This is a genomic window from Rhodococcus sp. MPR-R1B (assembly GCF_058793255.1).
Window position 1 is genome coordinate 126,840 of record NZ_JBXAFO010000010.1, and the last position, 23,366, is coordinate 150,205.

The window sequence follows — 23,366 nt, forward strand, 5'->3', positions numbered from 1 at the left end:
CTATTCCGCGTCATGCACCGAAAAGCTTCGGCCCAACGGCAATCACGGGCGAACACCGGTGGTGCGTTGACAGATTTCACACACGCGATTCCGCGTACACTGTGTGGGGTCAATCCACTCAGCACGTACAAATTCGGCGCGATTCTCATGGCGGCAAAACGAGGAAACCTACCGATCGAACTGAGCAGTTTCGTCGGTCGTCGGTCCGAGGCCAAAGAAGTCCGACGCCTGCTGTCGGACTACCGGCTTATGACCCTTACGGGCCTGGGTGGGGTCGGCAAAACCCGCTTGGCGCTCCGTGCCGCCGATGATTCCTCCCGTGCGTTCCCGGGGGCGTCTGGTTCGTCGACTTCAGCGAACTGCGGGAGCCGGCACTTCTCGATCAGACGATTCTTGCCGCACTCGGAGTACAAGACCGATCTACGCGGTCACCGCGATCGGTACTGATCGGCCGTCTCGTCGACGAACGTGTCCTGCTTGTTCTGGACAATTGCGAACACCTCATCGGCTGGGTTGCCGACACCGCCGCCGAACTTCTCCGGTGCTGTGCCCGATTGGCACTTCTGGCGACCAGCCGAGAACCGCTCGACATTCCCGGCGAGATGGTATTACGGGTGCCGCCTCTGCGATTTCCCACCGAGGCGCCGTCGCCAACCGACACCCGTGATGGTGATGCGATGATGCTGTTCGAGCAGCGGGCACATTCCTCCGTGACGGACTTCCGCATCACCAGCGAGAACAGCGCGGCTGTGGAGAAGATCGTCCGCCGGTTGGAAGGACTACCGCTGCCGATCGAGTTGGCGGCTGCCCGACTGAGGGCGATGTCGGTCGATCAGATCCTGCAAAAACTCGACGACCGCTTCCAACTGCTGACGCGGGGCAGCCGGAACGCTCCAGCGCGTCAACAAACGCTTGCACAGAGTATCGACTGGAGCTTCGATCTGTGTACGCCGCCGGAGAAGTCGTTGTGGGCGAACTCGAGCGTATTTGCGGGTAGCTTCGATCTCGGGTCCGTCGAAGGAATTCTCGCCGACGAAGCACAGAACGACGACTTGGGCGATCTCGTGATGTCCCTTGTCGACAAGTCGATCCTCATCCGTGAACAAAACGGCTCGTACGTCCGCTACCGCCTACTCGAGACTCTTCGCGACTACGGGCGTGAACTGGTGTCAGTCGACGAGTGGGTCTCGCTGCAGCGCAGGCACAGTGAGTGGTTCAGGCAACTCGTCTTCCGCGCCGGAGTCGACTGGACGGGGCCGCACCAAATCGATTGGATGACGCGGATCGACCGCGACTTACCCAACGTGCGCACCGCGTTGGAATTCGGTCTGACCGAACCCGACTCGGTCGAAGCCACATTGCGTACCGCAAGTGCCTTGCATGATTACTGGCTTGCACGTGGTCGATTCAACGAAGGTCGCTACTGGTTGGGTCGCGCCCTGGCCGAGGTGCCCGAACTGACCGAGGGCACTCTCGGTGAGGCGGTAGTCGAGGCCGCCGCGACAGGCGCACTGCTGGCAGCCCTCCAACGAGATATCGCTTCGGCGACAAGCATTGCCGAAGAGGCTCGGCGACAGGCCGAGATGCAGCGGAACGACGACGGTCGCATACTGGCGCGGTACACGCTCGGATTCGTCGCGGTCGCCGACGGCGATCTCGTGCGCGGCGCCGAGTACCTGGAGCAGGCTGTCGCAGCATTCCGGGCAAACGACGACATCGCCCGTCTGGTACCCGCGCTCTACTGGTTCGCCTTCGTCGTCGACGCACTCGGCGAAACTGACCGGGCTGCAAGCATTTACGAGGAGGAGTTGGCCCTCACCGAATCGCGCGGCGAAATCTTGTGGCGGTCGATGACGATGTCGGACTACGGATCCGCCCTGTGGCGTCATGGCAACCACGCTCGCGGTATCGAGCTACTCGAAGATTCTCTCCGATTGCTTCGAGGGCTGGGTAACCAGTTCGGATGTGCATGGTGCCTCGAGGAAATCGCGTGGACGCTTGTCGACCGGGACGCAAAGCTGGCAGCCACACTGATGGGAGCTGCCGACACGCTGTTCACCGCCACGGGCAGCCCGATGGACACCTTCAGGAGCATGGTCCCGTACCACGAAAACAGCGTGACCGAGGCTCGTAACCGGATCGGAGACAGGGTGTTTCAAACAGCATTCGATCATGGACGAGCTCTGACTCTCGACGACGCAGCGGCCCGCGCGCTGAGAGAGCAACCGCCCGGTGGATCACCGAAATCGGCGGCTGACGAAGTGCTGACTCCGCGGGAGCAGCAGGTGGCCGAACTCGTCGCACAGGGCCTGACAAACCGAGCAATCGCGGACAAGCTGGTCATTTCTCAGCGCACTGTCGACGGCCACGTCGATCACATACTGAACAAACTGGGGTACGGCTCGCGCACCAGGATTGCGGCCTGGGTGCTCCAGCGCACAAACGACTTCCGCAACCCTTCGACCTCGTGACGGTCGGTGTCTTCGATCGATCGCGGCGCGGCGGGTAACCCGGCCGAATCCTGTCGCAAGAATCCGACCGTCGAAAGTTTTCTCAGCCTTCGTGATCAGCGAGAGTCCAGTGTCCTGCACCGCGCAGTTCGAGTTGTCGATTGTGAAAAACGTCGAGAGTGCTGCGATGCCCGACGCTGACAATGATGCTGTCGGGCAGTTCACGGCGAAGGATGTCGTAGAGCGTGTACTCGAGGCCTTCGTCGATTCCGGATGTCGCCTCGTCGAGAAATGCGGTTCGCGGTCGGATCAGGAGGACTCGGGCGAACGCCAACCGTTGTTGTTCGCCCGGCGACAGAATTCGAGTCCAATCAGCCGGCTCGTCGAGCCGACCGATCAAATGTGCGAGATGCACCTCGGCGAGCGCGTCGTGGAGCCTGCGGTCGTCGAAGTCCGAGCGCCCGGTGTTCGGCTGACCTGAGGGCAACTGGTCCGGATATGCCAAACCCGCGCGCAGAGAACCCAATGGTAGGTATGGCCGTTGTGAGAGGAACAGGACGTCTCCGACCGGGGTGGTCACGGAACCGTTTGTGTACGGCCACAACTGCGCGATGCTGCGGAGCAGCGTGGTTTTGCCGCTACCCGACGGACCCTTCACCAGCAGTGCATCGCCGGGCCCCAGTGACATGTCGAGTTCGGAGATCAACGCCTCACCAACCGGCGTGCGCACGTCGAGTCCCCGAACAACCAAATGACTGCCAGCGGAGAACGCGTCGAGCACGGGAAGTGCGCGGGCACGACGATCGGCATCGGCGAGCCCGGTCAAACGGATCAGTGTGGCCCGGAAACTTGCAAAATCGCTATAGGACTCTCGAAAGAACGACAACGAATTGTGCACCTGGCCGAATGCTTGAGCAGTTTGCATCACGTCGCCGAAAGTGATCTGCCCGCTGAACAATCGAGATCCCTGGACCAGAAACGGAAACACCACCGCTGTCTGATCCACTGCCAGATTGAAGCCACTGAACTTGAGCGTCCGGAAGACGATCGCCCACATATTGCGGATCACTGCAGCAAAACGTAGTCCGAGCGTGCGTCGTTCGACGTTCTCTCCGCGATAGAAGGCGATGCTTTCGCCGTACTCCCGTAGTCGAACCAACGCGTACCGGAAGGTGGCGCCGAGTTTCTCGTTCAAGAAGTTCAGCATGATCAAAGGCCGGCCGATCCAGAATGCGAGTGCCGTGGTCACCAACACGTAGATGTAGACGAGAAAGATCATCGCTCGCGGAATCTCGGCACCGAAAACAGTCAACGGCCCGGACAGATCCCACAGGATCTTGGTGAAGCTGACGATCGACACCATTGCGGCGACGGCGCCCATGGACAACGTGCGGGACGACGTCGCGAATGCGGTGATGTCTGCCTGAATACGTTGGTCCGGATTGTCGACGGGGTTCTCCAGGAAGTTTCCGCGATAGTAGGCGCGGCCGTCGAGCCAATCGTCGGTCAATGTGTCATTGAGCCAACTGCGCCAATTGATATCGAGTGTTTGGCCCACCAGGTAGACGACGAGTGAGCTAGCGACGTGGACTGCGGCCAATATCGCGAACACTCGCAGGTAGTGCCAGAAAGCGGTTTCGTCGAGGTTCTGAATGGCGTCGTAGAAATCCTTGTACCAGTACGAGAACAACACCGTCACGCGGACACCGAATATCGTGAGCAGCAGCAGTAACGCGAGAATCGACAGCGGAATGACGGTGCGCCGGGGATCGAAGTAGGGCCAAGCCATTCGCCGAAACTGGTTGCCCCAGCGGGTATACCGAGCTAGCAGCAGCGCGGTGACGACGAGAACCGCTACCGTGATCGCATATGCCTCTGCCAACCACAGTGCGCTGTCCGTTACCGCGCTACCCCAATTCACCGTAGCCTCCGTCCTGGAGGGGAACTGACGATCACATATCGGTCGACAGCATTCGGTTCGCGATCCGCAATCCCGAGTCTTCCGCGGCATCCAATGCACGTGATTGCTCTGCCGTTATCCTGTCGCACACCCAATCCCAGTGCATCGTCACCACAGCGCCGGGGACGGGCATCGCCGCAAGCGCGTTGCCCTCGACCCTCCACCGCACTCTCTGCGTTGCCGGTCGGCCGCGTGCGAGTTGCTCACCGTCGAACTCGAGCGGGGACGAAACCACCAATGCATGCTCCTCGCCGACGTCCTCGACCACTCCCCATCTGATCCGGCAGTTCTGGAGGACGGACAGTGGGACCGCACCGCGCTTCCGAAGAAGCTTGACCCACGGATACACCAGAAATACGTGAAAACTGTGGTGCGCGAGCGCGCGGTCCCGACCCCCGAGGACGGGGAGGAACCCGGTGTTCTCGCGTTCACCGAATGCTTTTCTCAGGTGCTGCAACAACTTCCCCGAATCGAGAGAGTCGAGGAGATCACCTCCCACCCAATAGGCTTCGATCACTCGCGAATCCAGAGGGTCGTCGATGCCCGCTCCTACAGCCAATGCCTCGAGGTACGGCCACGCACCGTCGAATTGACGAGCGCGATCACGGTCGCCGCTGCCCGAGTTGCCGCTGGCCAGACGAAGCAGCACTGAAGGATCGTCGGGTCCGCAGTAACCCAACTCGTTCGGCGGATACGCGTAGCGGGCAAACAATGCCGGCCCGTTCATACCGACGGCAGTCATCAGCAGATCCGCGGGAGTTGTTCACCTGCCGGCAGATCCACTACCCGATTGCCTCCCAATGCCGTACGCGCCACCACCATTGTGCGATGTTCGGCCACACACTCCCCGATCACGGCGGCTCCCACACTCAGTGGATTGCCGTGCATCGCTTCCAGAACCAGGGCGGCATCTTCGCGTGGAACGAAAGCGATCAACTTGCCCTCGTTTGCGACGTACAACGGATCCAAGCCGAGTAGCCCACAGGCGTCGCGCACGTCAGCGGGAATCGGCAGATCTCGCTCCACCAGCGCAACCCCGATGTTCGACGCCTGAGAGATCTCGTTGAGGGTCGCGGCGACTCCGCCCCGCGTAGGGTCGCGCAGGACGTGGATGTCGACACCGGTGGCAATCATGTCGGCCACCACGCCGTTCAGGGCCGCACAATCACTGCGCACTTCGGTCCCGAATTCGAGACCTTCGCGACAACTCATCACGGCCACGCCGTGAACGCCGATGTCGCCGCTGACGATCACGACGTCACCCACTTGTGCGCGAGTGGGGCTGATGTCCACCCCGTCTGCGACAATCCCGATTCCTGCGGTGTTGATGAAGACTCCGTCGCCGTGACCGGCATCGACGACCTTGGTATCACCTGTCACCAGCCGAACGCCGGCAACGTGCGCGGCCTCACCGAGCGCCTTCGCGATTCCCGCGATGTCGGTCAGTGCCGTCCCTTCTTCCAGGATGAATGCCGTCGACATCACCAATGGCTGCGCTCCCACCATCGCCAGGTCGTTCACCGTTCCGTTGACAGCGAGATCGCCGATCGTTCCGCCGGGAAACACCATGGGTTTGACGACATACGAGTCGGTCGAGAACGCGAGCCGCACCCCACCGACGTCGAATACGGCCGAGTCACCGAGTTCTGCATCGGCAGCGCTTCCGAACGAGGGCAGGAACAGGTGCTCGATGAGCTCGGCGGACATCGCTCCTCCACCGCCGTGCCCCATGACGATGTTCGGCGAATCACGCAGCGGCAGTGGGCAGACCCACGCCGACAAGTCCACGACAGCGGTCTCCTCAGCCGGCATGACCCGCCTCCTGAAGTTCCAGGCGCCGGTACAGGTAGTACGCGGCGCACGCCCCCTCGGACGACACCATCGTGGCACCGAGCGGATTCCGCGGAGTGCATTCCTTCCCGAAGGCACTGCACTCGTGTGGCTTGATCAAACCTTGCAACACTTCTCCGGAACGGCAGACGCTCGACTCGTCAGTGTGGATATCGGTCACCGAAAAACGCTCTTCGGCATCAAAATACGCATACTTCGGTGCCAGCTGCCAACCGCTGTCCGGGATCGATCCGATGCCGCGCCACGTCCGGTCCGACACGGCGAACACATCCTCGAGCATCGCTTTCGCTGCGGTGTTGCCCTGCGCGGTGACGGCACGGGCGTAGGCATTTTCGACCTCGTATCGACCCGATTCCAACTGCAGCACCGTCTTTCGGATGCCCTCCAGCAGATCCAGCGGCTCGAATCCGGTGACGACGATCGGGACCTTGTACTTCTCGGCCAGCGCCGGGTACTCCGACGTTCCCATCACACTGCACACATGCCCGGCCGCCAGAAATGCCTGCACGCGGCACTCTGGCGAATCCATGATCGCGGCCATCGCCGGCGGGACCAGAACGTGCGAGACGAGTAGCGAGAAGTTCTCGATACCCAGGCGATTGGCCTGATAGACGGTCATGGCGTTGGCCGGCGCGGTGGTCTCGAATCCGATCCCGAAGAACACCACTTGCCGGTCCGGATTCTCCTTGGCGATAGTCAGTGCATCCAACGGTGAGTACACCACCCGCACGTCACCGCCGGCGCTCTTGATGCGGAACAGATCCGACGAACTCCCCGGAACTCGCAACATGTCCCCGAAGGAGCAGAAAATGACATCGGGTCTTGCCGCGATTTCGAGAGCTTTGTCGATGATCTCGAGCGGGGTGACACAGACCGGGCATCCGGGTCCGTGGATCATCTCGATCTGTTGGGGAAGTAATTGATCGATGCCGTGTCTGATGATCGAATGTGTCTGACCACCACACACTTCCATGATCGCCCATCGCCGTGTGGCCAGCGCACGGATCTGATCCAGCAGTTTGCCGGCCAGTTCCGGATCGGAGAACTCGTCCAGATATTTCATGATTCCGTCTCCTTCGGTTCGATCCCCGCGGCCCGGGCAGCCCTTTCGAACCCGTCACCGAATTCCTCTTCGAGTACGCCGAGGTGCTCGAATTCCGCCAGCGTGCTGCGAGCGGATTCCTCGTCGAGTCGCTGGATGGCAAATCCGACGTGCACCACGACGTACTCGCCGACTTGGGCGCCCGGAATGTACTCGAGGCACACTTCTTTTCGGACGCCACCGAAGTTCACCACCGACATCGTCGTTCCGTCGCGTTCCTCCAGGGACTCGATACGTCCCGGTACGGCTAGGCACATGACACAACTCCTGACCTCATGACGAACTCCCCACCAGCACTTGGCCGTAGGCGAGACCGCCGTCGTTCGGCGGCAACTCCAGTCCTGTCAACGGCGTGAATCCAGCGTCTGAGAGCAGAGCACACGCCCGAACGAGCAGTAGAGGGTTCTGAAAGACACCTCCGGTGAGTACTACCTCGTCCACTCCCGCCAGTTCCCGGCCACGAATTGCCCACTCGAGCACCAGGTGCGCTACGGATTCGTGGAAACGGGCGCCGATCACTTCAGCGGGCAACTTCTCCCGGAGATCGCGGACAACAGCCCGAATGACCGACCGCGGATCTGCTGTCCACGAATCGTCGTCCGACTGCGTCCAATCGAAGGTGTACCGCGAACCGGCGCTGTCGACTCCCCTCGACACCCCCTCCAACTCGATGGCAGCCTGCGCTTCGTAGTCGACCCTCTGTCGGACCCCGGTCAGCGAGGAGACTGCGTCGAACAACCGCCCCATGCTGGAGGTGTCCACGCACCCGAAACCGGTTTCCATCTGGTGAAGTAGGACCGACTGCTCTCGGGGCGGACAGGCTGCCACGGGCGCGAGGTCGGATTCCCAGTCCAACCCGGCATGCCACAGGTGGGCGAGCGCCATTCGGTACGGCCGTTCCACTCCGGCATCGCCACCGGGCAGCAGTACGTATCCCAGATGCGCGAGACGGCGATAACCCTTGTACGTCGCCAGCAGTAGTTCCCCTCCCCACACTGCGCCGTCCGCCCCGTAGCCGGTGCCGTCGAACGCTATTCCGAGAACTGGTTCGCTCCCGTCCCGGCCGTTCTCCCCCATCACGGAAGCCACATGTGCGTGGTGATGCCCGACGATGCGCACCGGTCGGTCACCACTACGACTGCGAGCCCACGAGGACGAGCGATACCGAGGATGCTCGTCACAGGCGATCTGGTGCGGCACCACCCCTGTGATCGATTCGAAGTGACTCTCCGACGCAGCAAAACTGTCGATGACAGCGAGGTCGCCCATGTCTCCGATGTGCTGACTCGGCCACACATATCCGTCCTCGGCAAGACAGAAGGTGTTCTTCAGGTCGGCCCCGACCGCCAAGGTAGGCGGTACGTCGAACGGCGCGGTGACGGGCAGCGGAGCATATCCGCGCGAGCGACGAAGCAACTGTCTTCCACTGCCGACTATTCGCATCACCGAGTCGTCACACGGCATCAAGATCGGACGGTTGTGGGTCAATACCCCGTCGGCCAGGTCACCCAATCGTTCGAGATCGTTGTCGGAGTACAGAATCGGCTCACCGCCGATGTTCGCCGATGTCATGACCAACACCGCTGGGCCCGCCTCTTCTCCGGCCAAACCTAGAAGAAGATGCTGAATCGGGTTGTAGGCCAGCATGATTCCGATATCCGGAATGCCGGGGGCAATCAAGGGGGAAAGCGCGTATCCAGACGCTTTGGCAACCAGCACAATCGGGCGCTCGCGCGAGGACATGGCATCAGCCTCGGCATCACCGACCACACCCAACTCTCTGGCTTCTGGCACATCGCGCACCATCACCGCCAACGGCTTGCTTGCTCGATGCTTGCGTTCACGCAACTCGTGAACCGCGCGGTCGTCGCGGGCATCACAAGCCAGGTGAAATCCTCCGATTCCCTTGACAGCAAGAATCTTCCCGTCTCGCAGTAGGGATCGGGCTCGTAGCAGTGCACCCTCACCGGTCACGGCGGGCGCGTCCCCTTCCACGAACGATAGCGTTGGACCGCACTGCGGGCAGGCAATCGGTTGCGCATGAAACCGGCGGTCGGCGGGATCCACGTACTCCGCCGCACAGTTCGCGCACAACGGGAATCGCTTCATCGTCGTAGCGGCCCGGTCGTAGGGCAGCGATTCGATGATCGTGAATCGCGGACCGCAGTTGGTGCAGGTGATGAATGGATGACGATATCGCCGATCGCTCGGATCAGTCAGTTCCCGGAGGCAGTCGTCGCAGATCCCGACATCCGCCGGCGCCAAGGTTCGCCCGACCGACCCCGCATCCGTCTCGACTATGCGAAACCCCTCACGACCAACCGGCCGCGAGTCCTCGCGCTCTACCGACTCCACCCGTGCCAGCGGTGGGGGGCGGTTTCGCACCCGAGCGACAAATGCATCGATTGTCTCTCCGTCGCCTTCGACGTCGATCACGACACCGAGAGCAGAATTTCCCACCGAACCCGACAGTCCCAGTTCGGTGGCGGTCGCATGGACGAACGGCCGGAAGCCCACCCCCTGGACTACGCCACGAACGATGACACGGCAGGCGATCTTCATGTCCCGACCTCGCCGTTACCAGTATCGGAGTCGACTATCTCACCGTCGTGGCCACCACGGCCCATCAGTTCGAGGCCGGCCCGAGCGTGGCGAGCTTCCTGCTCGTCGACCTTCTCGACTGCAAAGCCCATGTGGATCACCACCCAGTCACCTGCAGTGACGGTGCCTTCGTCGAGCATTCCGATGTTGACCTTGCGTGGTGCCCCCTCCACGTCGACGAGAGCGAGTTGACCGCCGTATCCGTCCAGTAGTTCGCGTACCCGTCCCGGAATCCCCAGACACATGACTCACACCTCCGGCCCCAGTGTGGTGGCATCACAGTCCACGTCGATGGACCGGACGAGTGCCAGCACCGCCGAAGCGGCTTGCCCTACCGAATCACGCATCTCCGCACTCAATCCGATTCCGTCGCCGATCGATTTCGCATGTGCCCCCACCACGAACGTCCGCGGGAGTGTTCCGCCGAGGGCCTGCAGGCTGGCAAACACCGAACTCGGATGCATCGAGTGCGCGTCGAAACCTCCTTGCGGGCCTTCACTTTCGGGGTCCACTTCGATGATCGCGAGCTTGCCCGGAACTCCGGTCGCCGGTAAGGCATCGATCAGGACCAGGGCGTCCCACGACTCCAACAAGTCGTACGCCAGATGCACGCCCCGAATCCCGTAGTCGACCAGGCGAGCTCCCGATGGGAGATTCTCATGCTGCAGCGCCCGAACAACTTCGGGGCCGAATCCGTCGTCTTCGAGAAAAATGTTTCCGACACCTGCAATCAGCACGCGCACAGCGCTTTACATCTTTCGCATTCGCAGATAGCGCTGGATGTCCGGCATCGACACCACCAGGACGATCGCGGCTGCGATCGCGGTGGCGCCGAGAAGTGCCGTCGACAGCAATCCCATGCTCCTCATGGCGAGTTCTCCTCTCGATAGCTGTGAAGTTCGATACCTGTGAGTACGTCACGCGCTGTCGCGCGGCATCGGCTCTATCTCGTCCGGCGCGAAGTACAGGTAGCGGCCGTACCAGTTGTGCAGATCGGCGGCCGGATCGTCCAACAGTGTCACCCCAACATGAATGTCGCCGTCCACGTCTTCATGAATGGTGGCGACGTGGGCGATCCGGCCGTCGAAGAACAGGTCCTGAGCATCAGCGCGGCGTGAGGGGTGGAGCCGAACCGTACTTCCACCAGAGACACGGACGCCGTTGATCAGAACTGCGTCGGTGCGTGGTTGAACACTGGTGTCGGCTTCCGGGGTCCACCAGTCCACACCGTCAGGCACCTCGGGTATCAGATCAGAACCGGCATTCGAATCTCGCAGCACGCCGTGCAGGCCGGCTAGATCGTCGTCCGTCAATCGCTCACATCGGTCGATGATGTCGGCAGCTCTGGAGTCGGTAGCTCGCGCCCGCGCCTTTTCCTCGTCGGTCATGGCAAGGATTCTCAGGGTGAGAATTTCGTCGATCTCGGTCGAGTCGAAGAGAGATCCCTCGCTCTGCGGCGCAATCTCGGGAAAGTCGTACAGGATGATCGGTGACACCAGAACGGTGGGCGATGTGCCAGGGTGAGTGGGGTTCTCGGTCCCCGCAAGCACCGGATAACAGCGATTTTGCCGCAACTGCTCCGAGTGATCTGCTTCTTCGAACAACGACAGGAACCTCGAGCCTGTGCAGTTCACAATGACGTGAGTCCCCAGCATCGATTGCGCGGTGGCCGTGCCCTTGTCCCGTACGTCGACGCTCGTGGCGTTCATGATCTCCACCGAAATCACCGTGCGTCCGTCCCCGGCGGAGGCGCTCACCGCCAAGAGGCCATTCACCGGAAGCCGTGTCCGAATGATCCGTCCGACCACCCTGCCCCGAGAGTCCGACAGAGTCTCTCCTTCGACAACTCCGGCCGCACAGAAGGTTTCTTGGACGCCGGCCTCGAGTTCGTCCAGACCCCACGGACCCAACACGATCTCGGACTCGGTGGCTTCGTCCCACGAGATGGACTCCCGCTCGTCGACTACCAACCGATCGACCGGGATCCACGCCCCGCCGGCGCCGAGTCGTTCAACCGTCCGCGACTGGTGGTGCAGAAATCTCACAGTCGCAGTCACTTCGACGCCGTTCCGCTCGAATTCGCCGAGCAGACATTGCGCGGACATCGACGGTTCCTCGCCGACTCCGACCTCGGCGGCGCCGGGCGGTCCGAGAACCCCGAACTGCCAACGGGATTGATTCTTCGCCGAGCCGGCCCGGTAGGGATAGAGAAGATATCCCTCGTACAGGACGGCGTCGGCCACGGCCCGAACGTCGTGATCCATCCCCGTTCGAGTCATCGCGGCACCTGGCTCGCCGTCAGCAACTGCCGCACGGCTGAATCGAGGTCCGTGAGGCCGTGCGCTGCCTTGAACCGCACGAGATCGGCAATCGTCTCATGGTCGAGGCGTACCCAACCAGACGCCGGATAATGCGCAGCCATCAGCTGTTTCCACACGTCGACCGGCAATTCGTAGGTAGCAGATCTGTCCCACGGGATCTGCTGCACGGAGAAACCACGCGGTCCGTCGGTGAATACCGTGCCGCTCAGTAGAACTACGATCGGAATCGTTCCGTCTCCGAGTGCGTGCATGTACTTCGACGCCGTCACCGAGAAGTCGTACGTACACGCCATGGGCAAGGCCGCGACCGTTGTTCCGGTGAATCCTTGAACGACCGTGGAACATTCCATCCACAGGAAGGTGCGCAGCGTACTCGACCAACGCTCCCGCGGACCGAAGAGATCGCGCAGACCTTCGCCTTCGGCGTCGGAGTACGGTCGGCGGTGTGGTTCGATTCGTACCTGCGCGCGCAGAGCCACCGCACGGACGGTCGTGCCGGTGGATTCCGACATTCTCAATCTCACCGTCAGATTCGGCGTAACCGCGTACGGTTCCACCTCCATGTTGTCGATCGAGAAGTCGAGAACAGTCATGCCGACCTGCTTCGCGCCTCGACGCGCCCGAAGAACTCGTCCACTGCGCGTGCGGCATCCTGGCCACCGTCGAATCCGCGCCACACGGTGCGCAATCGTCCCACCAGTTCGTAACAGGCGTCGATGGGAACAACGAAGCATCTCGGCGATTGTCCTGACGTGGGCACCGACACGATCAACGCCTCGACGTCGGCCCGCATCTGCGCGAGCCCCGGATTCTCCTCGAGCACAGTCTCGAACGAGTCGATGGGCAACTCGGATTCGGTAGCTCCGGCCGGTCCCGGATAGAAGACTATGTACTTGTCGAGGAGTGAGTTGCGGAAGAAGAATGCCAGGCCGACGGGGATTTCCAGAGACTCCCACCGGCCAGGGCCGAGGTCGAAGTCCGGAAACTCGAGGTACCGATCGGGAACCGCTTTGTATCGAAGGTCCGCGTCGACCGGTGCAAAGAGTAGATAGCACGGTCGGCACACGCACATCAGGCTCCGGACCTGTACGTCCACGACGTGCTGGTGTTCGTCGCCTATGCCCGCCGCACACATCTCACACCTCGGTCCGGTCGGAACGACACGCGACGAGGCGATTCGTGTGAGCACCTCTCCCACAGTGACTTTCATGACGGGGCTGCGTTCACGGCTAGGTCACCGGTATCACAGACTCGTCAGCAAGCGCGACCGAGAGCACTCCGTCGCGAATCAGCACCGGCACAGGCGCCAGGTGCTCGGAGCCGGTGCCCACCCGCGCTCCCGCCCCGTACACACTGAAGTGGGCAGAGCACGTCGGACAGGTGAGGACAGCGGCGTCTCGGGCAGGACGGCCCATCATGCGTTCGAGCACAGCCCCCGCCATCGAGTGCTCACACACCGGGCAATGGTCGCGATACGCGTACAGATCGTCACCGGAGCGGCAGACCAACAGATCGGTGCCCGACACGCGGAAGCCCGCGACCTCTCCCACCTCGACTTCGGCGAATTCGGGGACCTCCACCCAGTGCGTACCTCCCCCGTCGGCGTGAACGTGCGAGAACAGGGACTCGACCGAAATCACACCCGACTTCAGCTCGTGCGAATCCGGTGTTTCGACGTCGATTCCGGTGGTCTCGGGTGCCGCCGCCTGCACCGCGTCCTGGACCGCGGTTTCGAGGGTCACCGAGGACGAAGGGCAACTGTTACAGCTTCCGAGAAGCCGTAGTCGCACTACGCCGTCCGCCACCTCGATCAGTTCGACGTCGCCTCCGTGCGAACCGAGGTACGGACGCACGCTGTCGAGCGCAGTGCGGACGCGGGTCTCCACGTCGTGCGGGTGAAGTCCGTGCACCAGTAGCATGCTGGACACCAGATCGTCGCGAACCATCGCATCCATCGTGGCCGGATCTGCCAGAGCGACGGTGCGTTCGAGTGCTGCGCCGTACAACTGCACGACCTCACGCACCAGTTGCTCGGCGCGATCTCTCGCCACCGGGCCTGCGCCGGCGTTGGCCTGCAACAACGTCTCGATGCGCTCACCTGCTCCGCGCCAGTAGTCGGCCGATTGCTCCATCGATCACTCCCCGGTCACGGACTGCGTCGGAGAGTGCAACTTCTCCAGGGTCTTGCCACCGCCGAGATACATGTGAACACCACACGGCAGGCAGGGATCGAAACTACGCACGGTCCGCATGATGTCGATGCCCTTGAAGTGGTCTCGATCGTTCTCCTCGAAGATCGGCTGACCCTGCACGGCATCCTCGTACGGACCGGGGGTTCCGTAGCTGTCGCGCGGGCTCGCATTCCACGGTGTCGGTGGGTACGGGTGATAGTTCGCGATTTTTCCGTCACGAATCACCATGTGGTGTGAGAGAACTCCGCGGACGGCTTCGGTGAATCCGCAACCGATACCCTCGTCCGGGACCTCGAACGACTCCCACGTCTTGGTCCGGCCGGCCCGGATCTCGACAAGCGCCTTCTCGGCGAAATGAAGGGCAGCCGCGGCTGCGTATGCCTGGAAATATGTTCGCGCGCGGTTTCTTTCGAGGGTATTGCTGCCATGTTCGGGAATCTTCCACTCGAGCGAGACAGGACCCTTCAGTGCTGTTTTCGGAAGATTGATCTTCACACTGTGTCCGGTCGACTCCAGGTATCCGATGTCGACCAGGCCGGCCAGAGCGGTGCTCCACAGACGAGCCAATGCTCCCCCGCCCGTGTCCAGAGCAAGGTTGTCTTTTCCGTCGAACCATCGCGGTGACATGACCCAGCTGTACTTGTCCTCGAGGTTCCGCTTCTGCGGGTGGGGGTTGGTGTGCTGATTCCACGGGTGCCTGCGATCGACCGGGTTACCCAGCGGATCGGTTTTGACGAACATCTCCTGATCACTCCAGTCCTCGTAATACGAGGAGCCCAGCATGATTCGGATACCGAGGTTGATGTCCACCAGATCCGTGGTGACCAACTTTCCGTCGACAACCACACCGGGAGTGACAAACATCTTCCGGCCCCAGTCGGTCATGTCCTTGTAGGAGAAATTGCAGTACTCGGGGTCTTGGAACGATCCCCAACAACCCAGCAGGGTCCGCCGCAGGCCAACCTTTTCGTAACCAGGCATCGCCTGGTAGAAGAAGTCGAACAGGTCGTCGTGCATCGGCACGACCTTCTTCATGAATTCGACGTACCGCATCAGCCGCGACATGTAGTCCGTCATCAGTTCGATCGTCGCGACGGTGCCGACGCCGCCGGGATAGAGCGTCGACGGGTGAACGTGCCTGCCCTCCATCAAGCAGAACATTTCGCGAGTCGAACGCGAGACTTGCAACGCTTCGCGATAGAACTCACCCGTGAACGGATTGAGAGTCCGCATGATGTCCGCGATCGTGCGATACCCGTGCTGCTCCTCGTGCGGGCAGCGCGTGTTCTCTGCCTGCGCCAGCACACCGGGATTCGTCTCGGAGACCATCTTCTCGCAGTAGTCGACGGCGACAAGATTCTCTTGAAAGATGTTGTGGTCGAACATGTACTCGGCGGCCTCGCCGAGATTGACGATCCACTCGCCCAGATGCGGCGGCTTGACGCCGTACGCCATGTTCTGTGCGTAGCACGAGCATGTGGCGTGATTGTCACCGCAGATGCCGCAGATACGACTGGTGATGAAATGCGCGTCGCGCGGGTCCTTCCCCTTCATGAACAGGGAATACCCGCGAAAGATCGACGACGTGCTGTGGCACTCCACCACTTCGCGATTGGCGAAGTCGATCTTGGTGTAGATGCCCAGACTGCCGACGATTCGGGTGATGGGGTCCCACGCCATCTCGACAAGACCGTCGCGGTCCGCAGTCGAGGTGGGTTCGGGAACGATGGCCGTCATTGCAGTGCCTCCCAGAGACGTTGCTCACGAACTGATTTGAATGTATCCGGTCGGTCACCACGTACGCGTCGCACCGGTGAGTAATTTCGACCCCCGCTCGCGCCAGTGCGGTTCCTTGTCCAACGTGTTTCCGGTGATCCGGCGGAGACTGTGGATCACGGACCCGTACATTCCCACCGCATTGGTGGAGAGTTTGCCGCCAGGTGGTTCATCCATGAACGGCATGAACTTGTCGGGGAATCCCGGCATCGTGCACCCGATGCAGATCCCGCCGACATTAGGACACCCGCCGACTCCGTTGATCCAACCACGTTTGGGGACATTGCATTTCACGACCGGACCCCAACATCCGAGTTTGACGATGCACTTCGGTGACCCGTACTCCGTCGCGAACTCACCCTGCTCGTAGTACCCACCACGGTCACAGCCCTCGTGTACGGTGGCACCGAAAAGCCACTGCGGGCGCAGGGATTCGTCCAAGGGAATCATCGGCGCCTGATCAGTGGCCATGTACAGAAGGTAGGTCAGGGTCTCGGAGAGGTTGTCCGGCTGAATGGGACACCCGGGAACGCAGACGATCGGGATGCCCGCCTTCGATTTCCAGGTCCACCCGAGATAGTCCGGCACGCCCATCGCACCGGTCGGATTGCCGGCCATCGCATGTATGCCGCCGTAGGTCGCGCACGTACCGACCGCAACTACCGCAGTGGCTTTCGGTGCCAGCTTGTCGAGCCATTCGCTCGTGGTGACCGGTTGGCCGGTTTCGCGATTGTTCCCGAAGCCGCACCAATACCCCTCGTCGTGAAGTTTCTCGTTCGGTATCGATCCTTCGACGACAAGAACAAAGGGTTCCAGTTCTCCGCGGTCGGCTTTCCAAAACCACTCCAGGAAATCGTCAGCGCCACCCTGCGGTCCGCATTCGAAGTCGATGAGCGGCCAATGAACCGCTACCTGCGGCAGGCCGGGCAAGGCGCCGAGCGCGATCTCCTCGATACTGGGTTGCGTGGCTGCAGTGAGCGCCACCGAATCTCCGTCGCAACTGAGACCGGCATTGATCCACAGCACGTGGATCAGAGTTTCTTCCGCTTTGGCCGCTGCGCTTGCGGGGGTAGCTGCGCTTTCGGAGGCAGGTTCCGCCGTGGTGCCAGCAGTCGATTTTTGTGTGTCCATGTCAGCCGCTTTCACGGGTGCACTTGCGCCTTGACTCTCAGCGCCGCGACTGGCCTGACACGCTATGGCCTCAAGACTCTGTGGCCTCGAATTGCCGCGGCACCGAAACGCTGACGCCACCGGAGTCGAACCTCGGCCCACTTGCGTGGCACCCACTCATTTCATTAACTACCCGAGCAGATCAGTTGTCAACGGCCACCGGAGAAATCGCCGAACGACTACCGATCCACTCGTACCACTCGTCCATGCCCTCACCTGTCGTGGCAGACAAAACAACAACGCGCACAGCAGGATTGAGTATTCTCGCCTGCTCGACGCAGGCATCGACGTCGAACTCGACGTATGGGAGCAAGTCGATCTTGTTGATCACCACGAGGTCCGCGACAGCGAAGATGTGTGGGTACTTTTTCGGCTTGTCTGCCCCCTCCGGCGTCGAAATTAGGACAACCTTGCCTTCCTCGCCGAGGTCGAAGAGCGCGGGGCACACCAGGTTTCCGACGTTTTCGATCAGAAGCAGCGATTCTTCAGCGGGATCCAAGGCGCGCAGTGCGCGGTCGATCATCGCGGCATCGAGGTGACATCCGGCCCCGGTATTCACCTGCACCACCGACGCGCCGGTCTCTCGGATCCGCTCGGCGTCGAGCCGGGTTTCCTGGTCACCTTCGATCACGGCTATCGGTCGCTGACATCCGAGCTCCCGGATGGTTCGCGCCAGCAATGTCGTCTTCCCCGCGCCGGGGGAACTCATGATGTTGAGCGCCGTGATTCGGCGGTTCCGCATCCACTGACGATTGTGAACCGCAATGCCGTCGTTCTTGGCGAGCACCTGCTGCTCGAGAATCACGGTGTGGTCGGGGTGGCCGCGCTCATGGTCATGCTCGTGACCGTGCCCATGACCGTGCCCATGATCGTCGTGTTCCTGCTCGTGTTCTCCGTCTGCGACTACCGACACCCGAGGTCCTGTGGTGTCCCCGCACCCACACGTCGCGCACATGCTCAGCTCACTTCCATCGACAGGATCCGTAACTCTCGGCCGGCAAGCACCTCGACATCAGCACTGCCGCATTCACACAGCAAGAACATGTCGGGCGGCGAGAACATCACGCCGCAGCTTTTGCATCGCGCGCTGGTTGCAATCTCATCGATGTGCAAGCTGGCACCTTCGGCGTGAGTACCCGCGGTGACGACGTCGAAGCAGAACAGCAGAGAGTGTGGAACCACCGCGCAGAGTTGCCCTACTTCAAGCCGCACGCTCGATACTCGTCGCTCGCCGGCACGCTCACACACGGCTTCGACCACACTCTGCGCAATGGACAGCTCGTGCACGGTGAAACCCACGATTCGTGATCCGGAAACCTCCCTTCCACGATAAGCACCAACGGTCGTTGTGCGTAACCCGTACACGAAAACAGGCTGCGATCCGCAACTAATTGCGGATCGCAGCCTGTGACAGCGTTATTCGTGTGACGAACGCCGGCGAGAAGGATTACGGGTTCGGAACCGGCACCTTCGTCGTCGTGGTCGTCGACGTCACTGTCGTAGTCGGGGGCGCCGTCGTTGCATCCGTTCCCGCTACCGGTGTGGTCGGAACTGTCGACGTCGGCGTCACTGCCGCCGAACCCGTCGGAGTGGCAACCGCTCCCGATGTGACCGACGCCGATCCCGCCGCAGGCACCTGTGACGTGGTTGCGGGCGCTCCAGCAGATCCCGTGGAGCCAGTGGTCCCGGCCGGTGCCTGACCGGTTCCGGTGCCTTCAGCCACCGCGGCGTCGCCCTCAGCATTGCCGTCAGCCATGTAGGCATCGACAGCAGCACTGATCTGTTCCGGGGTCGGCTTCGCAGTTGTGTCGACGGGCTTTCCTTCCTTCGCCTGCTGGGCGAGGTAGGTGAGCCAGGCCGCTGCGTACTCAGCTGAAGTCAACGGCTTGCCGTTGGCCGCATCCGCATCTCGCCAGTAATCGAAGTGGTGTCCGACGTCTGGAGCGAGTGTCTGCTGGTAGGGGTCGCTCAAGATCACGGGAATCGTGTTCTGGTTGGTAGCAATCAGACCGACAATCTCCTTGAAAAGCTTCTGCGGCAGATATGCCAGCGGAGACACCTTGTCGGTGGACACCGTCTCGCCCTCGGCTACCGGCGCCGGCGCGGGTGTTTTTCCGGGCTTGTACTCCGGATCCGAGACCTTGAGCATCACCTGAAGGAATGTCTCGTCACTCTGCATCCAGTTGGGATTGGACGAAATGTCTGCGAACGCCTCGAAGACGATCTGGCCGAACACCACCGCGACGTCCTGACCGGTGGCCGGGTTCAGACCCTGCGCTTCGAGTTGGTCGATGTTCAACTGCCGACCGACATTTGCCGCCAAGATCAACAGAGAGATGTTGCTGGGAGCCGAGCAGGTGAAGTCACCGTCCGAGCAGAAGGACGCGACCTTGCCGTTCAGCTTGCCGAAACCTCCGGCAGTGCCGGGGAGTACACCTTCGCCAGGTGTCGCGGAGGTGCCGTTCTGGTACTTCGTATTGAAGTTATCCGGGTTCGTGAACGGATTCGTGGCACCGAGGAACGTGCCGTCGCCCGCTTCACGGCCTGCATCCGCCAGCATGACCACACCGACAACCTTGTCCGGGTCGACCCCGAACTCGTTGTTCTCCTGCGTACCGATGTCCATCGCGACGCGACGCACCACATCGGCGCCTTCGCTGTACCCGACGATCGAGAACTGAGTCTTCGGGCATTCCTTGGCGATGGCACTCATCACGGACTGCGTATTTGCAGCGCCGGCAGCGACGGCATCCTCGTAGGACGCCATGTTGGCCGGGTACGCGATGTACACAGCCGCGTACGAGCCGGGCTTGTTCGCGTTGACGGAGCCTGCCGGGTTGATCACCTGGTCGACGCGTTCACTCTTGTAGTCACCGGACAGGGCGGCCGGCAGCGGCTTCCCGTCGGCTCCCAGCAACATCTTCACCGTCGAAGCGTCCGGTGTGTCGTGTCGACCGGCAACCGCGATGCTGACCATGTCGTGACACTCGGTGACCGACGACGTCAATTGTGTCTCGATCGTGCGTGACTCCGGAGAGTCCACAGCGACCGCAACCGCGACCAGTGCGGCCACGCCGAGCGCTGCGGGCGCTACTGCACCCGCCAGTATTCGATGTCGCGAAAAGAACCCACGAACCGGCATATCTTCTCCCCAATCAACTTTTGGAAAACGTACGACCGACCCCCGGGGCGTCACGCAACGTCATTCGAGTAGTCGTCCAGTACGAGAGGAGCGTTACAACGGGTAACGATTTTCCGTGGCGACTCGGGAGGGAATCGGGAGCGCAAACGCCTCATTTCCGCTGCATAACACCGACGTGCACCTACTCGGCGTCGAAGATAATGACCTGTCGGATTGCTTTTCCGTCGGCGAGTTCGTCCATACCCGAATTGATGTCGGCCAATTCGATTCGCGAGGAAATGAGCTTCTCGACCGGCAGCTTCCCGTCGCGCCACAACTGCGCGTAGATCGGGATGTCGCGGGACGGGACCGCAGATCCCAGGTAGCTGCCGATGATGGTCCGCGCTTCGGCGACCAGTCCGAGAGGTGAGATCGACGAGCGCGCGTCAGGCGCCGGCAACCCGACCGTGACGGTCGTGCCACCCGCTGCCGTCGCAGCCACCGCTGTCTCGAAGGCCCGAGCATTTCCCGCGGCCTCGACGACGATGTCTGCGCGAGCGCCACTCTCGGACAGGCCGGACGGTGTGAAGACCTCGGTCGCGCCCAGTTCCAGCGCCTGAGCCAGCTTGGACTCCAGTGCGTCGACACCGATGACGTTCTCGACCCCGAGTGCCCTAGCCGTCAGGATTGCGGCCATCCCGACGCCACCCAAGCCGACCACCATCACGGTGTCTGCCGGGCGAGGCTTCGCCGCGTTGAGGAGCGCTCCCCCACCGGTCAACACCGCGCAACCGAGTACGGCTGCAATTTCGGCCGGGATGTCGTCGTCGACGGGAACAACCGACTTGGCGTTGACCACAGCATGCGTCGCGAAACCCGAAACACCGAGATGATGTTTGACGTTCTCGCCGGAGCGCCGCAGTCGATGCGCGCCACCGAGCAAACTGCCGTCGTTGTTGGCGGCGCTACCCACCGCGCAAGGCATCCGGCCGTCAGTGGCGCATCCCGCGCATTCACCACACCGCGGAAGAAAAGTCATCACGACGCGGGTGCCCACCGACAACGAATCAACTCCGTCGCCGAGTTCGATGATTCGACCTGCCGCCTCATGGCCCAACAACATCGGCACGGGTCGTACCCGATTCCCGTCGACCACGGAGAGGTCGGAGTGACAAAGCCCGGCAGCTTCGATCTTGACCAGGATCTCACCCGGGCCCGGGGATTCGAGGTCGAGTTCCGAAATCGAAATCGGAGTCGAATCTGCGAAGGGACGCTTCCGGCCGATCTCTTCGAGCACTGCACCACGGATCTTCAACTGCACACCCCGATTTCGATAGTTCGAACTACTTGCCCACGATCCCGCGTACCGACGCGGGGAGGTCACGAACCCGCTTGTACGGACCCACGACGGCGGCTGCAAACGGCCTCGTCAAGAGCACCTGCGCCACCTCGAGCACCTCTTCGGAGGTGACTGCGTCGATGGTCGCGAGCGTCTGCGCAACACTGCGATGGTTGCCGTAGTTCAGTTCACTGCGACCGATACGGTTCATGCGTGAGCCTGAATCTTCCAGTGCCAGAACCAATCCGCCGCGCAGCGATCCCTTGGCGCGGGCGATCTCGGCATCGGTGATTCCGTCCGTCGCCACGTTCGCGAGTACCTCGCGGATCACTGTGGCAACCTCCCCGAGGTTCTCCGGCTGGCAACCTGCATACACGGAGAATGCTCCGGTGTCCGCGAAGGTGTCGACGCCCGAATAGACGGAGTACGCAAGCCCGCGCTTCTCCCGAATCTCTTGGAACAGACGAGAACTCAGCCCACCGCCCACTGCGGCGTTGAGCACCGACAGCGCCCAGCGATGGCCCTCGTGCCGGCCGAACGCGCGCACCCCGAGCGCAAGGTGGACCTGCTCGCTGTCGCGGTGGGTCAAGCTCAGTTCAGGCATCGTTCGCAAACGCAGAGTGCCTTCGCGCCGCGGCGCCGGCTTGACCCCGCGCTCGAGATGTCCGGCAAATGCACGGCGAGCGAGCGTCACAACCTGCTTGTGGTCGACGTTTCCCGCTACGGCCAGCACCATCCGCTGCGGTGTGTAACGCCGAACATGGAAGGAATGCAACTGATTGCGCGACATCGACTCGATCGATTCGACGCTACCGATGATCGGACGGCCGACAGGATGATCGCCGAACAACGCGGTCAGGAACGCGTCGCCGAGCAAGTCTTCCGGATCGTCGTCACGCATCGCGATCTCTTCGAGCACTACTTGCCGCTCGACGTCGACGTCCGCGGTTCTGCAACGCCCTCGCAGCACGACGTCGGCGACAAGGTCAACCGCCATCGGAAGGTCGTCGTCGATCACGTGCGCGTAGAAACAGGTGTGTTCCTTCGACGTGAATGCATTGAGTTCGCCGCCCACACCATCCATGACCTGCGCGATGTCCAACGCCGTCCGTGACGGCGTCGACTTGAACAGCAGGTGCTCGAGAAAATGCGCGGCACCGGCCACACTCGGCTGCTCGTCGCGCGAGCCGACTCCGACCCACACACCGACGGAGGCGGAACGCACACCGGGAATGAACTCGGTGACGACGCGCAGGCCGCCGGGAAGGACCGTGCGCTGTACTCCGGATTCGGGAGTCGCATCGATCGGCGATTTCAGCACAGCGCTGCGGCTGCGCGTGGTGTTGGGAGTGGTCTTTGCCATGAAAAGGTTCAGCAGTCCTCGGTGCAAGTGGTCAATCAGGTATCTACAGGCTCTGTGTCTACAGACAGTACAGATGCGGCCCCGCACGGAAATCCGCGCGGGGCCGCATCAGAGTACGAA

21 protein-coding genes are annotated in these 23,366 nt (G+C 61.8%); 1 reads left to right on the top strand and 20 read right to left on the bottom strand.

The features are described 5' to 3' along the window. Positions 1 to 677 precede the first annotated feature (677 nt). On the top strand, positions 678 to 2,471 hold the full coding sequence (locus AC1Q61_RS16215) for an ATP-binding protein (RefSeq protein ID WP_252194384.1): 1,794 nt from the start codon (positions 678 to 680) through the stop codon (positions 2,469 to 2,471). A gap of 82 nt (positions 2,472 to 2,553) precedes the next feature. Here the strand turns inward: AC1Q61_RS16215 and AC1Q61_RS16220 are convergent, their stop codons facing one another. The 20 genes from AC1Q61_RS16220 to AC1Q61_RS16315 all read right to left on the bottom strand — a co-directional run bounded on the left by AC1Q61_RS16220 (position 2,554) and on the right by AC1Q61_RS16315 (position 23,246). Further along, on the bottom strand, positions 2,554 to 4,371 hold the full coding sequence (locus tag AC1Q61_RS16220; RefSeq protein ID WP_081557759.1) for an ABC transporter ATP-binding protein/permease: 1,818 nt from the start codon (positions 4,369 to 4,371) through the stop codon (positions 2,554 to 2,556). Positions 4,372 to 4,402: 31 nt separating this feature from the next. After that, a complete protein-coding gene (locus AC1Q61_RS16225) occupies positions 4,403 to 5,152 on the bottom strand; it encodes a DUF6390 family protein (RefSeq protein WP_042922579.1) in 750 nt (249 codons plus the stop codon). Next, positions 5,152 to 6,222, bottom strand: a complete 1,071-nt coding sequence (gene hypE / locus AC1Q61_RS16230; RefSeq protein ID WP_042922576.1) for a hydrogenase expression/formation protein HypE — start codon at positions 6,220 to 6,222, stop codon at positions 5,152 to 5,154. The genes AC1Q61_RS16225 and hypE overlap by 1 nt, the downstream gene beginning before the upstream one ends. Then, on the bottom strand, positions 6,212 to 7,324 hold the full coding sequence (gene hypD, locus AC1Q61_RS16235) for a hydrogenase formation protein HypD (protein WP_042450712.1): 1,113 nt from the start codon (positions 7,322 to 7,324) through the stop codon (positions 6,212 to 6,214). The genes hypE and hypD overlap by 11 nt, the downstream gene beginning before the upstream one ends. Next, positions 7,321 to 7,620 carry a HypC/HybG/HupF family hydrogenase formation chaperone gene (locus AC1Q61_RS16240; RefSeq protein ID WP_003942168.1) on the bottom strand — a complete coding sequence of 100 codons (300 nt, stop codon included), beginning with the start codon at positions 7,618 to 7,620 and terminating at the stop codon, positions 7,321 to 7,323. The genes hypD and AC1Q61_RS16240 overlap by 4 nt, the downstream gene beginning before the upstream one ends. Positions 7,621 to 7,636: 16 nt before the next feature. Next, complete coding sequence (gene hypF / locus AC1Q61_RS16245; RefSeq protein ID WP_050655148.1) at positions 7,637 to 9,925, bottom strand: carbamoyltransferase HypF; 2,289 nt, start codon at positions 9,923 to 9,925, stop codon at positions 7,637 to 7,639. Beyond that, the gene (locus AC1Q61_RS16250; RefSeq protein WP_042450715.1) at positions 9,922 to 10,209 is read right to left on the bottom strand and encodes a HypC/HybG/HupF family hydrogenase formation chaperone; all 288 of its coding nucleotides are present in this window, start codon (positions 10,207 to 10,209) and stop codon (positions 9,922 to 9,924) included. The genes hypF and AC1Q61_RS16250 overlap by 4 nt, the downstream gene beginning before the upstream one ends. 3 nt (positions 10,210 to 10,212) lie before the next feature. After that, entirely contained in the window at positions 10,213 to 10,707 is a 495-nt protein-coding gene (locus tag AC1Q61_RS16255; RefSeq protein WP_003942183.1) for a hydrogenase maturation protease, read from the bottom strand. A 6-nt stretch (positions 10,708 to 10,713) separates the two neighbouring features. Then, positions 10,714 to 10,833, bottom strand: a complete 120-nt coding sequence (locus AC1Q61_RS16260; RefSeq protein WP_003942178.1) for a DUF6893 family small protein — start codon at positions 10,831 to 10,833, stop codon at positions 10,714 to 10,716. A gap of 48 nt (positions 10,834 to 10,881) precedes the next feature. Next, positions 10,882 to 12,243, bottom strand: a complete 1,362-nt coding sequence (locus AC1Q61_RS16265) for a hypothetical protein (RefSeq protein ID WP_042922573.1) — start codon at positions 12,241 to 12,243, stop codon at positions 10,882 to 10,884. Continuing rightward, a complete protein-coding gene (locus AC1Q61_RS16270; protein ID WP_042450719.1) occupies positions 12,240 to 12,878 on the bottom strand; it encodes a DUF6084 family protein in 639 nt (212 codons plus the stop codon). Before AC1Q61_RS16270 ends, AC1Q61_RS16265 begins: the two co-directional genes overlap by 4 nt. After that, positions 12,875 to 13,495: a DUF5947 family protein gene (locus AC1Q61_RS16275; RefSeq protein ID WP_042922570.1), complete on the bottom strand. Its 621-nt coding sequence runs from the start codon at positions 13,493 to 13,495 to the stop codon at positions 12,875 to 12,877. Before AC1Q61_RS16275 ends, AC1Q61_RS16270 begins: the two co-directional genes overlap by 4 nt. A gap of 19 nt (positions 13,496 to 13,514) precedes the next feature. Further along, positions 13,515 to 14,417, bottom strand: a complete 903-nt coding sequence (locus AC1Q61_RS16280; RefSeq protein ID WP_042450723.1) for a NifU family protein — start codon at positions 14,415 to 14,417, stop codon at positions 13,515 to 13,517. A gap of 3 nt (positions 14,418 to 14,420) precedes the next feature. After that, positions 14,421 to 16,214, bottom strand: coding sequence for a nickel-dependent hydrogenase large subunit (locus AC1Q61_RS16285; RefSeq protein ID WP_007735075.1), 1,794 nt, complete (start codon positions 16,212 to 16,214; stop codon positions 14,421 to 14,423). 54 nt (positions 16,215 to 16,268) lie between these two features. Next, on the bottom strand, positions 16,269 to 17,384 hold the full coding sequence (locus tag AC1Q61_RS16290) for an NADH-quinone oxidoreductase subunit B family protein (RefSeq protein ID WP_042922651.1): 1,116 nt from the start codon (positions 17,382 to 17,384) through the stop codon (positions 16,269 to 16,271). 181 nt (positions 17,385 to 17,565) lie between these two features. After that, positions 17,566 to 18,378 carry a hydrogenase nickel incorporation protein HypB gene (gene hypB, locus AC1Q61_RS16295; RefSeq protein ID WP_030535604.1) on the bottom strand — a complete coding sequence of 271 codons (813 nt, stop codon included), beginning with the start codon at positions 18,376 to 18,378 and terminating at the stop codon, positions 17,566 to 17,568. A gap of 2 nt (positions 18,379 to 18,380) precedes the next feature. Next, complete coding sequence (gene hypA / locus AC1Q61_RS16300) at positions 18,381 to 18,710, bottom strand: hydrogenase maturation nickel metallochaperone HypA (RefSeq protein WP_073512368.1); 330 nt, start codon at positions 18,708 to 18,710, stop codon at positions 18,381 to 18,383. 160 nt (positions 18,711 to 18,870) lie between these two features. Next, positions 18,871 to 20,565: a cutinase family protein gene (locus tag AC1Q61_RS16305; RefSeq protein ID WP_007735070.1), complete on the bottom strand. Its 1,695-nt coding sequence runs from the start codon at positions 20,563 to 20,565 to the stop codon at positions 18,871 to 18,873. 181 nt (positions 20,566 to 20,746) lie between these two features. Continuing rightward, entirely contained in the window at positions 20,747 to 21,859 is a 1,113-nt protein-coding gene (locus tag AC1Q61_RS16310) for an alcohol dehydrogenase catalytic domain-containing protein (protein ID WP_198531556.1), read from the bottom strand. A 28-nt stretch (positions 21,860 to 21,887) separates the two neighbouring features. Beyond that, complete coding sequence (locus AC1Q61_RS16315; RefSeq protein WP_003942169.1) at positions 21,888 to 23,246, bottom strand: M16 family metallopeptidase; 1,359 nt, start codon at positions 23,244 to 23,246, stop codon at positions 21,888 to 21,890. Positions 23,247 to 23,366: the final 120 nt, after the last annotated feature.